Annotated in this window: 8 protein-coding genes; 5 read left to right on the forward strand and 3 right to left on the reverse strand. The window is 61.4% G+C overall.

The features are described 5' to 3' along the window. Nucleotides 1-436: 436 nt before the first annotated feature. Nucleotides 437-3,133 (reverse strand): AMP-binding protein, encoded by a 2,697-nt coding sequence (locus FJV80_RS32090; protein ID WP_246689101.1) that lies wholly within the window; start codon nucleotides 3,131-3,133, stop codon nucleotides 437-439. Nucleotides 3,134-3,503: 370 nt separating this feature from the next. Between FJV80_RS32090 and FJV80_RS32095 the strand changes: the two genes are divergently transcribed. From FJV80_RS32095 to FJV80_RS32115, 5 genes are all read left to right on the forward strand, one after another. Continuing rightward, entirely contained in the window at nucleotides 3,504-4,727 is a 1,224-nt protein-coding gene (locus tag FJV80_RS32095; RefSeq protein ID WP_142878317.1) for a glycosyltransferase, read from the forward strand. Continuing rightward, nucleotides 4,724-5,983 (forward strand): polymerase, encoded by a 1,260-nt coding sequence (locus tag FJV80_RS32100; protein ID WP_095776095.1) that lies wholly within the window; start codon nucleotides 4,724-4,726, stop codon nucleotides 5,981-5,983. Before FJV80_RS32095 ends, FJV80_RS32100 begins: the two co-directional genes overlap by 4 nt. 1 nt (nucleotide 5,984) lies before the next feature. Further along, a complete protein-coding gene (asnB, locus tag FJV80_RS32105) occupies nucleotides 5,985-7,982 on the forward strand; it encodes an asparagine synthase (glutamine-hydrolyzing) (protein ID WP_142878318.1) in 1,998 nt (665 codons plus the stop codon). A gap of 1 nt (nucleotide 7,983) precedes the next feature. Then, on the forward strand, nucleotides 7,984-10,188 hold the full coding sequence (locus tag FJV80_RS32110) for an exopolysaccharide transport family protein (RefSeq protein ID WP_142878319.1): 2,205 nt from the start codon (nucleotides 7,984-7,986) through the stop codon (nucleotides 10,186-10,188). Between the two features lie 79 nt (nucleotides 10,189-10,267). Then, on the forward strand, nucleotides 10,268-12,502 hold the full coding sequence (locus FJV80_RS32115; protein ID WP_142878320.1) for a polysaccharide biosynthesis C-terminal domain-containing protein: 2,235 nt from the start codon (nucleotides 10,268-10,270) through the stop codon (nucleotides 12,500-12,502). Between the two features lie 295 nt (nucleotides 12,503-12,797). Here the strand turns inward: FJV80_RS32115 and FJV80_RS32120 are convergent, their stop codons facing one another. Further along, nucleotides 12,798-13,859: an NAD-dependent epimerase gene (locus tag FJV80_RS32120; protein WP_142878327.1), complete on the reverse strand. Its 1,062-nt coding sequence runs from the start codon at nucleotides 13,857-13,859 to the stop codon at nucleotides 12,798-12,800. Nucleotides 13,860-14,117: 258 nt separating this feature from the next. Beyond that, nucleotides 14,118-14,795, reverse strand: coding sequence for a helix-turn-helix transcriptional regulator (locus FJV80_RS32125; RefSeq protein ID WP_142878321.1), 678 nt, complete (start codon nucleotides 14,793-14,795; stop codon nucleotides 14,118-14,120). Nucleotides 14,796-14,867 lie beyond the last annotated feature (72 nt).

Genomic DNA, 14,867 nt, shown 5'->3' on the forward strand with positions numbered 1-14,867 from the left:
TCGAGCCAGACCAGACCTTTCGTGCCAGCCGGCAAGGCGTTGAGTTCGTCCACGGATGAAACGTCGACAAGATTGAATCCGGCGGTTGCGACCTCGGAGGCCGATCCACCCGAGGCATAGTGGAGGGTTGTCATGCAGATATCCTTCGTCCAATTCGGTGGTGCCCCGTGCCTGCCTATTGGAAAGGATATATTAGGGCCAAATCAAATACCGGCGCCCATTGATAGAATCGTTGATCATGGCAAGGAGAGCCTATGCGATGGGAAGGCTGCCCTGGGCCTGGTACTTGTTGATTGTTTAGGGATATTTCAGCGCGGCGACGCAGGACCAGGCTGTTCTCGCCACGGCGGCAGTGCCAGCGGATTTGTTGTGGATGCGTCAGCAAGATACATGGGCATCCTGTCTCGATTCAGCCTGCGGGTGTGCGAATCACCCACTATGCGCCGCTCACCACAAGGGCTCTTTCTATTAGCGGACGGTTGTGGCTGAGATAGGGTTCAACGAGCATGTCCAGGTGCCCGCCGACGATCGGAACTATGTTTAGGCCGGTGACGAAAGCACTCCAGCCAAGGTCGGACGGAACGCCTGTGCGCCTGCATCGGAACACGGTGGCGGTAATCGGCAATGTGGGCTTCGGTTGCGCGAGCCACTGGCCAAATGCACGCATCCGCAGGACTTCTTCAAGCTCAAGGCGCAAGATGAATCGTGTTCTGGCGAAGCGCCTCCATTGCAGCCAGTCGATGCCCCTCGCAAGCGCAGCCTCGGCGCCAAATTGGGCAAACAATTTTGCCAGAGCCCGCAAAATCATGCGATCCACCGTCACTCGATGCGTGCGGATGCGCTGGGCGGTGCGTGCGAGTCTTTCACGATAGTTGTGCTGTCCAGGCCCGATATTGGTGTCGAGGATTCCCAGGAACGTGACCGACCGACCGGCGGCAACAAGTTTGGCGGCAACCTCGAAGGCGACGCCGCCGCCAAGCGAATAACCGATCAGCTTCACATTGCCATCGGGCTGGGCCTGGCTGATCTGGTCGACAACCGCATCCACCATCCGCGGTATCGTGCCATGTCCCTTCAGCAGATCGTTCAGATCCCCGTAGCGTACGGCAACAACCCTGGCGACATTACCCATCTCCGCACCGAAGGCCGCCAGGCTTGGACCGTAGCCTATCGATCCGGGCACAATGAACAAGACGGGTCTCGGGTCGCAAGCCTCGACAAGCGAGCTGCTTGTGTCTTGCCCTGGAGACGCTGCCCGGACGACATCGGCAAAACTCATCCCGACCGTGAACGCGTCCAGGTTGAGTTCCCGCCCCAGAGCCGTCTCCAGCTCCATGACGAATTGCAGCAATTTCAATGAATCGCCGCCGGCATCATCCCAGCGGCTGCCGGCTGCCCTTTTGCCCGGGAGAATCCTCTCCCATACGGCCGCCGCGGTGCCTTCGACATCAAGCGGGTTTGCCGCTTGCCGGGCCATGGGCGTGCTCTGGGCGTCTTGCGCGTTCAGTGCGCGATCCAGTTCCCGTAGCTTGACACGGTCGACTTTGCCGCCTTTGAGCCGCGGTATCTCGGCAACACTGTGCAGGCGCGTCGGGTGAACAGCGGGCGGCAGGGCCGTCCTGATCAGGTCGCGCAATTCAGCAATGAAGTCACTTCCGCCAAGTCTGGCCGGGACGGCAAAGGCCACCAGTTCGTTCGCGTCCGTCACCACCGCAACGGCATCATCCACCTGAGGCGCCCGGCGCAGGACGAGTTCCAGTTCGGCAGGTTCGACCCGCCTTCCGTTGATTTTGATCTGGCGTCCCTTTCGTCCGACGATCCACATCATTCCGGTGTCGTCGACCTTGACCAGATCACCGGTTGCGAAGGTGCGAAGCAGGGGGCTGCCGGCGTTCGCCTGAAGAGGGACGTTTTCCCCATCCGCCCAGTAACCAAGCGTGGTGTAGTTGCTTCTGATCAGCAACTCTCCTTCATCGCCCGGGGCGACCTCGCATGCGTTCTCATCCACGATGGCGTATTCGATGCCGGGTAGCACGAAGCCAACCGGGACCGTTGCGCCGCGTTCCTGGTAGCCCCTCGGCAGGAACCATTGCGTGCCGGTCGTTTCCGTGGACGAATAGCTGATCTGGACAAGGCAGGACTCGGGAACGCTGCCGCGCAGCCGGTCGATATCGGACCATAGAATCTTTTCTCCGCCGACCCGCACGATCCGCAAGGAAGAGAATGTGTTGGGCGCAGAACCATTCATCAACACACGCAGCAGCGCTGGCACGAGATAGACGACAGTCACCCGCCACTTCTCGAAATTGTCGCGGGCGGCGCGAATACCGGCGCTCTCTATATCCGAGAGGTACAATGTGGCGCCGCACAGCATCGGGGTCATCATCTCGCGGCATCCCGCGATCGTCGCCGGCCCGGTCAGCGGCATGAAGACGTCGTCGGGGCCGAAGTGGCAGGCATCCACATATTGCTGAACGCGTTGGAGGATCGCCCGCTGGCTGTTCACGACGCCTTTCGGCGCCCCGGTGCTACCTGACGTGTACAGAACGATTGCCGGAGCATCGACCGGCACTTCGGGCGGCAACGCCGATAGGTTGCCATCCCGCGTTGCGGCCGTGCAACTTGCCGCGTCGATCCATTCAAGCGAGGGGGCATCCGGCCAGCCTGCCGGCTTGCCCGGCCCTGGCTTGATGATCGCGGCCAGCCGCGCGCTGGTGGAAATTGCCGCGAGGCGCTGAAATGGATCCCGGGGGTTCAATGGCACGGCGGGCCTGCCGGCCCGCATGGCGGCGAGCATGGCCACCGGATACCAGAGGGTATTTCCGATCAGAATCCCGACCGCCTTGCCTGGTGGAGTTGAACCGGCAATCGCTGCCGCCAGGTTTTGGACTGCGTTGAGCAGTTCCGAAAAGCTGAGGGACGTAGAGCCGTCACTGATCGCGATCTTGGCCGGGTATTTTTCGACAACCCGCTCCAGGTGCGAGAACGCCGATTTTTCGGAGAAGTCGTCGCCCATCCGCGGGAAGAAACGGGTGGTTGGTCCGTCCATATCCAGAGGGCGGGTGGAGGCCTGTTTCCATGTGAAGCCGCCTGGAGGGCTGCTGTTGCGAGCTGTCGCAGCATCTTGATCCATTGTCGGTCCGCCAACGGATGGCAAGGCACGTGGAAAACGGCTTTCTAAACGCGGGTACCCCGACGTCTCCAACACAGCCCCCTTGTTTTGCTGATTGGCTTTGCCGTGTCGTACGCGACCATGTCGGCCCTGGCATCGTTAGAACGAATGAGTTCCCGCTCAACTCATCGATCCGACGGCGCTTGCGCTGCATCACCGCATCGCCCAATTCCTTGCTTCATTCAAACAGACGAGGACAACGCGCAAGCCTGCTCCTAGCGTGAGGCTGGGTGTTGTGCGTACTGGGGCGATGACGCCGGACCGTGAAAACAGATCACAGGGCCAGCGGTTTTGCGCGATGGGGATTCTGCCGGCATCCAGGAGGGACAGGATGAGTCCGCATCTGGTTTGCATAGGAGGCGAGGATCACCGGCTTAGAATTCCGTTCCTTCTGGCGCTGCGTGAACGGGGCTTTCGTGTCACTGCCGTCTCGAGCGATGCCGGAGACGCCTTTTCACCTCACGGCATTCCGCATCGCGCGTTTGGGTTCGACCGCTTTGCCAGCGGCGGTGGAGAATGGGGCGCTGTCAGCGCGATCCGTAAATTGATGTCCGAACTGCGTCCGGACATTGTTCAAAGTTTCGACACCAAGCCCAACCTCCTGACGCCTCTGGCCGTGCGCGGCCAGGTTCCGGTCATTCGCACCATCAATGGGCTCGGTTGGACATTCTCATCACGGGAACCGCGGGCGCTGGCGCTGCGTCCGGTCTTTTGTGGCCTTCAGGGACTGGCGTCGCTTTGGACAGCCATGACGGTCTTTCAGAATCGTGACGATCAGGCCTTCTTCGACCGCTATCGGCTGGCGGGTCGCGGCAAAGGGCGACTGATCCGGAGTTCTGGAATCGACCCGAATGCATTCTCGACAGCAAGATACCGTGGCCCTTCGGCCGCCGCTATGCGCGAGGAGCTTGGGCTTCAATCGGCCGAAGTCGTAATCTTTGTCGGTCGGCTGACTCGCCAGAAAGGGATTCCGACCCTGATCAAGGCGGTTCCCCGCGTCCTCTCCGAGAGGCCCAATGCGCGTTTCGTGCTTGTCGGTCCGCAGGACTCTGAAGGTCCGTTCGCGGTCAGTAGGTCCGATATCGAGCAATATGCTCCTTACGTCGTCGCCCTGGGGCCAAGGCGGGACGTTCCAGCTCTCCTTGGCATGGCGGATCTGTTCGCGTTTCCAACACAGTATCGCGAGGGTATTCCGCGCGTCCTGCTGGAAGCGGGTTTGTCCGGGTTGCCAATCGTCGCCTCGAGAATGCCCGGCTGCAATGACGTGGTTGAAGATGGCTGGAATGGCTATCTTGTCGCGCCGCGCGATGCCGATGGCCTGGCGTCCAGAATAATCGATCTTCTGTCCGACCGCGCCCGTGGCAAGATCATGGGCAGCCGTTCCGTCGGCCTCGTGCGGGAGCGCTTTTCGCTGTCGTGGGTCGTCGACCAGTATTGCGATCTGTACAAGACTGTCCTCGGTGGCAAATACCGCGGCAGTCTTGCTCGGCCCGCGCCCGTGATCTCGCGGGAAGAGGGTGCGCGGGCCCCCCGACTGGGTGAGGCGCGGCAATGATCCGTGATGTGATCCTGGCCTTCGGCATCGCAATGTCCTACGCGGTGCAGCTCAGCATCCCGGGGCTGCCGTTCGGCTACAGCGAACTGTCCCTCACGCTCTGGATATTGCTGTCGATCACGCGCATCCTTGCCGGCGGCCGACTTGAGGTTACGCCGGCCTTCACCAAACTTGCATGTTTCTGGGTGATCCTGACGCTTGCCCTGGGCGTGGGTTCCATCATCGGCTTTCTGACGACGACGCTGTTCCTCGATCCGTTGTTGCATGACACGATGGCGTATGTGCTGTTGGCCTGCGTTACCTGCCTGGCTGCCGCGGAACCCAACGCAGCTTCCCGTTTACGCCGCATCGCCTGGTGGATGATCGCTATCGCGAATGCGGGCTTTGTCGTTCAGGTGGGGCTTGGTTTCGGCTGGATCCATCAGTCTGGCGTCCACCCCTGGTTCTGGGACCGCTTCAGCGGTTGGTCTGACAATCCGAACCAGCTTGCGCTCTACTGCGCGCTCCTCGGTCCATTGGCCCTGCATCTTGCCACAACCACCAGCAATCCATGGGGAAGATGTCTCGGGCTGTCCAGCCTGATCCTCACCTTCTATGTCGGAAGGCTGACAAAGAGCGATACCTATCTCTATACGACGATCCTGGCATGCCTGATCCTTCTTGGGCTGAGGATTCGGGCATGGCTCACTAGCGACGGCGGCAAGATCAGCCTTTCACGGCAACTTGCCCTCCTGTTCACCATTGGATTCCTTCCATTGGCGGTCTCCATCACGCCTTACGCCCTCAGCGAGGCCGCCAACGCCGAAAACTTCGCCAAGAGCCTCACCAAGGACAAGGGCGGGGAAGCAACCGCGGAAACCGCGGCACTTCGCCTCCAGCTTTGGGACGAGGCATTGGACAAGGGAGCAAGATCCGGATCGCTGGGTCTCGGACCAGGCCCGCACCTTGATCGTCCCTCCGTCGTCGATCAGCAGTTTCTGCCGCGGCCTTTCGAGGCCCATAGCACGATCCTCGATCTCTACACTCAGGGTGGCCTGATTTCGGTCCTGGCCTTGCTGTGGATCCTCGGCTCGGCCGCCTTGTCCGCCTGGGGTGCGAGACAGGACACGCTCATGGCGCTCGTGGCATCGATCGCTGTCTTCAGTGCTCCTCACCTGATCATCCGCCATCCGATCGTGTGGTTCTGTCTGACCCTCTGCCTTGTCGCCGGAACGCCGCAGGCGGTCCCCGCGATCGCTCGCCAGAGGAGATATTAGAATGTGTGGGATCGCCGGAATTCTCTTGGCGCCCGATGCAGCCAATACGAACGCGCTCAGGGCGATCGGGCCGATGATGACGGCCCTTCGTCATCGCGGGCCCGATGGCGAGGCGCTTTGGATGAGCCGTGAAGCCGGGATCGCCTTCGGGCACCGGCGTCTGGCCATCGTCGACCTGTCGGAGGCGGGTCGCCAGCCGATGCACTCCGCGAGCGGCCGGTATGTCATTACCTTCAATGGCGAAATATACAACTTTCGCGATCTGCGCCGCGAACTGGAAGGGGCGGGCCACCATTTCCGCGGCACCAGCGACACGGAAGTGATGCTGTGCGCGATCGAGAGCTGGGGCCTCGAGGCGGCACTTGCGCGCTTCGCCGGCATGTTCGCTTTCGGGCTATGGGATCTGAAGAACCGGATTCTCCACCTCGCCCGCGACCGAATGGGAAAAAAGCCGCTCTATGTCGCCTCGACACGGGAAGCGCTTGTCTTCGCCTCGGAGCTGAAGGCGATCACCTGCTTCCCGGGATTCGCCCCGGAACTCGATGTCGATGCGGCGGCGACGATGCTTTCGAAAGGGTGGGTGCCGGATGACCGTTGCATCTGGCAGGATGTGTTCAAGCTGCCACCCGGTTCAGTCCTGTCGGTGACGGCGGAGGATTTCGCCAATGCCCGTGGCGCCGGCTCGCTCGCGCATCGCATTCGCCGCTGGTGGTCGCTTGCCGATGTCGCCTGCAAGGCGCAGCGGGATCCGATCGCCGGCAGCGACGAGGACCTTACGACCGAACTCGACAGCCTGCTTCGCCTCGCCGTCAAAGAACGAATGGTTGCCGATGTGCCGCTTGGCGCCTTTCTGTCGGGTGGAATTGACAGCTCGACGGTCGTCGCCCTGATGCAGGCGCAGTCCCCGAAGCCCGTTCGCACGTTCACCATAGCGTTCGGCGAGAGCGGGTTCGACGAGGCCCCTCATGCGGCCGCGGTTGCACGGCATCTGGGCACCGATCACACGGAACTTCATCTTTCACCGGCCGCGGCGCTTGAGGTCATTCCGGAACTGCCGAGGATCTGGGACGAGCCGTTCGCCGACGAGTCGCAGATACCGACGCTGCTGGTGTCGCGCCTCGCCCGGCGACACGTCACCGTGGCTCTGTCGGGCGATGGCGGCGACGAGTGCTTCGCAGGCTATTCTCGACACTTCCTGGCAACCCGCCTCAGAAGGCAGCACGAGCTGCCATCATCATTTCGGCGGATGTTGGCGGCGGGGGCAGGATTGCTGGCCCAGGCCTCCCAGAAAGACATCTTCGGCAGCCTGCCGCTTTCGGCGAACATGCGGCACGGATTGCGCGGTGACCGGTTGAACCGCCTCGCCCGCCTGTTCGCGGCGGCAAATGAGGACCAACTGCTTCAGCGGCTGACGGAATCTGCGACCAACAAGCTTCTTCATCACAAGCCAGCGGCATCCAATGCCGGCGCGACACAGCTCGACGACCTGCTGTCGCGCCTGCTGTTCGACGACATGACCGGCTATCTCCCCGGCGACATCCTCGTGAAGCTCGATCGCGCCACCATGGCCAACAGCCTCGAGGGGCGATGCCCGATCCTGGACCATCGCGTCGTAGAATTCGCCTGGCGCCTGCCAACCGATGCCAAGGTCCGGAGTGGCAAGGGCAAATGGATACTGCGCCAGCTCCTTGATCGCTATGTGCCGCGCCGACTGGTCGATCGGCCCAAGCAGGGTTTCGACGTTCCGGTCGGAGCCTGGCTGAGAGGACCCCTGCGCGATTGGGCAGCGGATATCATCGCCACGACACGCTTGTCCGGAGACGGGGTCATCGACTGTGCGAAGGTCGACGCATGTTGGCGCGATCATCTGCATGGAAACCAGGATCATTTTCGTGACTTGTGGCCGCTGCTGATGTTCCAGGCATGGCGCAACGAAGCCATGCGGCCATCGGCGCCGGCATCGCGCCCTTCTTATGATATCGAACTGACAGGGGATTGAGATGGAAGGTTCCATAGCCAGCCGCGCCAGGCTTCCGCGTGCTACGCAGATGGCCGTCGCTACGCTCGACACCAATCCGCGGATGAGACGACCGCCGCGCGAGCCCATGCAACCGCCGTCTCCCTTCCATCAGCTCGTCGTCACCCTGGCGACGGGAAAATGGCTCTTGCTTGCCGTCGCCCTTCTGGGCGGCATACTGGCCGGCCTCGCGGGCCTTGCTCGTCCAGTGCTGTTCGAGGCGGCGACCCAGATCATCATCGATGCCCCGAGCACCGGCACTTCGAACGCTACGGCGACCGCTCAAGACTCGCTGGATTCGAGCATCGATGACCATTTGACGATGCTCTCGTCGCAAGCCCACCTGCGTCGAGTTCTGACGGCACTGCGTCAACCGCAGGCAGCCGACGCCGCCGGAAAAAGCGGCATCAGTGCCGTCCCGCCCACCGCAGGCTCGTTCGTGAGCGATCTGCTGAGCCGGGTCTGGTCGAAGGATAAGCCGGCGGTGGAAAATCCGGAGGCTGCGGATGCCGCCGCGCTGAAGACGCTGCGGAGCGGAATGAGGGTCGGACAAGAGCTGCGCTCGCGCGTCATCACAATCGGCTTCACCGATACCAGTCCGGCGCGTGCCGCGCTTGTCGCGAACACATTCGCTCAGGTGTATATCGAGGATCTCGTACAGAAACGGCGTGCATCGGATCAGCGCGAACTGGAATCGCTGGTCGCCAGCCTGCCGCAAGTACAAAGGGACCTGGTCGACGCGACCGATCGGCTGGAGACGTACCGGCTGACGCATGGCGCCGTTGATCAAAGCGCGGCCAACAACGCAGCCAATGAGACAGCGGAACTTGGCCGACAGATTTTCTTGTCGAAAGCCAATCTTTCCGCCTCGGAATCGCGCCTTCGCCATATCGAGGACCTGCGAAAGGCGGGCGCCCCTGTATCGGCCATCGCTGAGGAAATCGGATCGCCTGTGTTGGCCGACCTCGTGGCACGTCAGTCGGGTGCCGCTGCGGACGGCGATCTGGGCACTGCGATCAACCGTGAGATAGAGCAGGGCATCGCGCGCATCGCCGCCGAGGCAAACGTCTACCGCGCCCAGGTTACGGCTCTCGAGGATCGCAAGAGGGTGCTCGACGCGGCCGTGGCCGACACTGCGAGCCAGCTTTCCGGCTTGCGTGCCCTTGAGCCGCAGGTCACCATCGTGACACAGCACTACAACGAGCTCCTTAGCCGGCAGCAGGACCTGATACGGCGCATCGCCGCTCCTTCGCCAGGTGTAGCGGTCCTGTCGACGGCATGGCCGCCGTCAAATCCCAGCACCCTGTCGAGAATTTTCCTGATTCCACCCGGCATGATCGTATTTGGTCTGATGGCGGCGGTCTTCGTCCTGGTTCGTAACATGTTCAACCAGACCTTGCGCAGCGAAGCTGAAGCCGAAGCCGAGCTTGGGGTCCCGTGCGTAGGACTGCTTCCTAAGGTTTCGGGACTCCACGCCAGACAACTGCGGCATCTGGTTCTGGGCCAGCAGAACTCGCCGTTCAGTCGCGCGGCGACATCCCTTCTGGTCACTGCGGCGCCAACTCAGGGAAGGGGGCAACCGCCGCACATCGTCCTCGTGACGTCCAGCATCCTGGACGATGGCAAGACAGAGTTGGCGTGGAGCCTGGCGCTAGCGGCAACGCGATTGGGAGGAAGGGTGCTTTTCCTCGACCTCGACCGCAAGGACGCGCGCCTCACGAACGAGTTTCGTGGCGAATTCGGCACCATCAAGGCTCACAACTCCTTTGGGGACTATGTGAGTGAACGCTGCGTGCTCCAGGATGCGATCACGAGAATGCCAGAAATCGGCATCGATCTGATGGCCGCTCCAGCACCTTCGGATGATCTGCTGACGCTTCTGTCCACGGTCGACAAATCCCAGTTCACCGAAGAACTGCTCTCGGTCTACGACGTTGTCATCATCAACGGGCCGCTGGGACTCGGGGGTCCCGAAACCAGGCTCCTCAAGCGCTGGGCCGATGCAGTGCTTTTTGCCGTTCGCTGGGCCAAGACGAGGCGCGGCATCGCCCGTGGCGTTCTGGAGTCGCTCCGTGCCGGTGGATCCGTCACCGTTCCGGTCGGGAGTGTGCTCACCCAAGTGAATTTAAAGAGGTACGCCGGCTCCAGGCTCGAGGACAACGCCGACCTGCTGTTGGAGAGGGTTTGATGAGGACCGTCGTCTGCGTTCTTCAAAAAAAAATGCCACAGGGAACCAACTGCGTTCCAACAATCGGGCCTGCCCCAGAATGATCATTGAATTTTTCGGACCGCCAGGATCCGGCAAAACAACATTTGCGCATGCGCTCGCCGAGCAGTTGCGCGGGAAAGGCTATCGCGCCAAGGTCGCTCTCAGCTATCAGCCCAGCACCAGGGCCGGAAGCTTCGACCTTGGGATCGTTCTGTTCGTTTCCAGAATAGCATCGGCGATATTCTCGACTGCGGGAATATTTCTATCGTCGATCGGGCGACTGGACGATATTTCAAGTTCGGTGTCGATGGTGAAGTTGATACCGCCGAAGAAACGAATATGGCGCGCCCGGATCTGGCGATATATCTTGCACCTTTCGCGTTGCTGGAGCGCCGCGAAGCAATCGCCCGAAATTGTCATATTCGATCAAGGATACGTTCAAGCGATTGGATCGCTGGCGATGTTCAATGGGGGCACCGACCGCGAAGCGCTCGAAAAGGCACTCAGTCTCGCGCCGCCGGCCGATCTCACCATCAGGCTGGTGGTGCCATCTGCGGTCGTGGAGAGTCGCCTCCGACATCGGATGGAGCACGAGCCGCCGGCGGAGCGGATTTTCGAGGCCGACTTGGACGTGAATATGAGCGCCTTTGGCGTGTTCGAATCGATAAACGATCTTCTCGCGATTTCTGGCCGAAGTGTCGTTTCCGTCGAGAACGCCGACAGTCAATCTGGGCTCAAAAGTATTTGTAAGGTCGAGAAGCAAATCATTTCCGCGCTTTCACGGATGGATAAAGGATTCGCAAATCGAGACCAGAAAGAAGGCGCACCACTTGCGCATGCTGCGGCAATCGATAGTCGCGTGTCTCGAAAGTCTCCGGGTCATCCCGCCGGTGCTCTTCCAATAGCCACACCCCGGCGAAATAAGGACGTCGGCTCGCGGCTCGCGAGGGCGAGCGTCTTCGCCCTCTTGATCTACATCGGAGGTGCCGGGTTGACCAGCCTTGCACAGCTGGCCATTGCGCGCCTCATCGGGCCTCACGACTACGGGATCTATGCCTACGTTCTAGCCTGGACCTCCGTGCTCGCCTATCTGGCAACGCTTGGTTTCAATGTGTCCTTGCTGCGTTTTGTGCCCGCCTATAGAGCCAACGGCAGGCTTGATCTGGCGCGGGGGGTGATAAAATTCGCCCTGCGGAGATCGCTGCTCGCGGCGACACTGTTCGGGATGGCGGGTGCTGCCTTGGTCCTCTTCTTTTCAGAGCAGGCGCAACCGGATCAAACGCAAAGAGGACTTGAGATAAGCACCATGCTTGGCATGGCGGCCGTACCCTTGATTACCGCTTATGCCATTGGCGCTACGCTTGTGCGTGCTTTCGGCGGCGTCGTTTCGGCATTGTTGCCGGAGCGCATCGTGCGAGACGGGCTGCTGCTGGTATTGGTGGCGATCATGGCCAAGTCCGGATTGTGGGCGGTGCACGCGCCGCAGGTGATGCTGGCGGTGCTGACAAGTTCCGCCATCACTGTTGGGCTGGTGTTCATCACCGCCAGGAAGTTTGAACCACCTGGCCTGCGGCAGGCTCAGCCCGCTTACGAACCGAGGGGATGGTGGCTTGCCGTCCCGCCGCTCATGCTCATTACCGGCCTCGATGTCTTCGTCAGTCGTGCTGGCGTGCTGGTGTTGGGCTGGACCGATCATATCCGTGAGGCCGGTATTTTCGCCCTGGCGTTGAACGTGGCGATGCTTGTGGGGCTTTCCCGCATCGCTGTCGCTACCATGTTTTCGCCAACAGCGGCCGATCTGCACGCCAGAGGCGATCATAAAGGCCTGCAGCAGCTGTTCGCGCGGGCCACCTTGCTGTCTGCGGGCGGCGCCATCGCGGTGGCCGTCCCAATGATGATGATCGCCGAGCCGTTCTTGAGCTTCTTCGGGGAGGGCTTTGCTGCGGGAGCGCCAATCGCGCGGGTGCTCATTTTGGGCTATGTTTTCGTTGCGCTGTGCGGGCCTCAGCAGAATCTGCTGGCGATGACCGGAAACGAGTGGGCCGCGGCAACGACCATGATCGCCGGTGCGGCCGCCAACATCATAGCCTGTGCCGTGGGCGTCGAGATATACGGCCCAATTGGCGCGGCTGTCGGTGTCGCGCTTGCCCTGGCCATCTGGAACGTTGCCATGGCCGTCTATATCGGCAAGCGACTGAAGATCCTGCCTGGCTTGGTGTCTGCCCTGCTCTCGATCAGGCCAAGCGCGATTGGCGGCCAACAATGGAACTGGTTATTGAAGGCCGGCAAATGAGGTGGCCTATCCATCGATGATGTCCCTCACGACGGCGCCGGCGTATCGATCGGCCTGCGACCGCTAGCCCTGTGCCTGCAACATGGTTGAAGGAGCAGGTCGGCGGCCTGGCCCCAAAGACGCATCGATGGTCTCCCGCCCCCCGACACCATCGCGCCCGCCGACGCGGCCTTTGCATCCTGTGGTCCGTATGCGTCATTTGAAGGAGTGTTGGTGGGAAGGCGCGCCGCGTCAGCCATAGGTCGGGTGACCGAACCGGCGGTGTGCCCGCCGTCCGGCCTCCCGTGGTCTCGCCCTATGCCTGAACGAACGCATGTCGTTCTCGGCCGACGGGGCTTGCATGGAAATCCCGGTACCATTCCACGAAACGTTGCACGCCGTCCTCCAGTGCCGTCGCCGGTGCGAAGCCGACAGCGCGGCGGAGGTCGCTGACGTCGGCGCGGGTTTTCAGGACGTCACCTGGAGGTAAAGGCACGTTGACGCGAAGGGCGCGGCGGCCAAGGGCAGTTTCGATGATCGCGATCAGACGGTTGATTTCTTCGGGCCGGTCATTGCCGATATTGTAGATCCGATATGGCGCCGAACTGGTGGCGGGGTCAGCCGTGCGGCTGTCCCAGTCCGGATCCGGACGAGGCGGCGCGGCGAGCACGCGAACCACCCCCTCTACGATGTCGTCGATATAGGTGAAATCTCGCCACACGCGGCCGGCATTGGCAATCTCGATCGTGCGCCCCTCGGCGATGGCATGGGTGAACGTATAGACTGCCATGTCAGGCCTGCCCCAGGGACCATAGACGGTGAAGAAGCGCAATCCTGTCACCGGCAAGCCGAACAGGTGGCTATAGGAATGCGCCATGCATTCGTTTGCGCTTTTGGTCGCGGCATAGAAGCTGAGCGGATGACTGGCGCCATGGTGCTCGGAAAACGGCATGCTTCGATTGGCGCCGTAAACGGAACTCGACGAGGCATAAACGAGATGGCTGACGCCGGCGTGCCGGCAGCCCTCCAGAACATTGAGAAACGCGACTACATTCGACTGCACATAGGCATGCGGGTCGGCGAGCGAATAACGCACCCCAGCCTGGGCAGCGAGGTGCACGAAGTGCGATGGCTGGAAGTCGGAAAACAGCGCCTTCACCTGCGCCTGGTCAGCCAGGTCCATCCGCATGGGAGTGAACCTCGGCTCGGCACAGAGCTGCGCAAATCGCGCCTCCTTTAGCCTGACGTCGTAGTAGGGCGTAAAATTGTCGACGCCGACAACGACAAGGCCGCGCCGCAAAAGCCGCAACGCGACATGAAACCCAATGAATCCGGCGGCGCCTGTGACGACGATCGGTCCCGCGCGTGCAAGTTTCAGTACAGCACCGTCCGACCGCGTACGAGCGGTATCAGCCAGCTTGTGGACCGTCGAATTTGTTTCGACCATGGCAGGTCACTCCAATTACGAGATTCCGCGCTCCGCCCGAGTTCGATAGCGCGTCGACAGGCTGGAGATGGCACCGCGAGTTTTGCAATCTGCGCAACCGCGGCCGCAGAATTTGCAGCCGCGTTGCCATGGCAATATATCTCGGTCTGCTGAATTCGACGGGTCCTGACGCCCGCCGAAATCGCTCTTTCATGGCAGGACCGAAATGCGCCCCAGAAGAGCAACCAGTTCGGCCTGACGCCTTGTTTCGGTCTTGGCGAACAGCGAGGCAAGCTGGGAGCGGATCGTCGTGCGGCTGAGATGCCAGCTGCGAGCAATCTCCAGCGGTGCATCGCCTTGCGCCAGGCGCAATGCAAGCTGCGTTTCCGCGCTGGTCAAACCGAACATCTTTTGCAAGGTCTGAGGGTTGGCCGCCGATGTGTTCTCCCGGTCCAGCAATGCGACGATGCTTGTCCCGTCGGGTGTGACGACGCCCGCCTCATTCAGGATCACAGGCCTGTCGCCTCTGCTGCGGATCACCACCCATGAGAGTGATCCCGGCTGGAAATGGACCGGAACATTCGCGACCAGCCGCCTTAGCCCCGCGGACAGCTCGACGGCCGTGTCAGCCGCTTCGCCCTGCCGCTCAAGCGTGTCTTGCGCGGCTGTATTCCACTCGATTACTTTCCTGTCGCGGTCCAGCACAAGATAGCCGCAGCCGATGCGCTCAAGCATGCCGGTTATGGATTCCAAACTGCGTCGCTGCGGCCCGCCAGGTCTGGCGTCTGGCCGATCCGAAAGATGTATCGGACGTGCGTGATGAGTATCTTTCAATACAATGTATTGGCTGACTGCAACGGTTTCGTTGCGCCTCTCGATCAGTGTCATCGCTTCTACCCCAACCCTAGTTGCTACCGACCCAAGTAAATTTTGCGTGATTTACTTGCCTTTAAATTCCGC

This window comes from Mesorhizobium sp. WSM4310 (assembly GCF_007003935.1).
Classification (GTDB): domain Bacteria; phylum Pseudomonadota; class Alphaproteobacteria; order Rhizobiales; family Rhizobiaceae; genus Mesorhizobium.

Coding starts and splice junctions, on each gene's coding strand:
- FJV80_RS32090 (WP_246689101.1), bottom strand. CDS start 3,133: ATGGATCAAGATGCTGCGACAGCTCGCAACAGCAGCCCTCCAGGCGGC.
- FJV80_RS32095 (WP_142878317.1), top strand. CDS start 3,504: ATGAGTCCGCATCTGGTTTGCATAGGAGGCGAGGATCACCGGCTTAGA.
- FJV80_RS32100 (WP_095776095.1), top strand. CDS start 4,724: ATGATCCGTGATGTGATCCTGGCCTTCGGCATCGCAATGTCCTACGCG.
- asnB (WP_142878318.1), top strand. CDS start 5,985: ATGTGTGGGATCGCCGGAATTCTCTTGGCGCCCGATGCAGCCAATACG.
- FJV80_RS32110 (WP_142878319.1), top strand. CDS start 7,984: ATGGAAGGTTCCATAGCCAGCCGCGCCAGGCTTCCGCGTGCTACGCAG.
- FJV80_RS32115 (WP_142878320.1), top strand. CDS start 10,268: ATGATCATTGAATTTTTCGGACCGCCAGGATCCGGCAAAACAACATTT.
- FJV80_RS32125 (WP_142878321.1), bottom strand. CDS start 14,795: ATGACACTGATCGAGAGGCGCAACGAAACCGTTGCAGTCAGCCAATAC.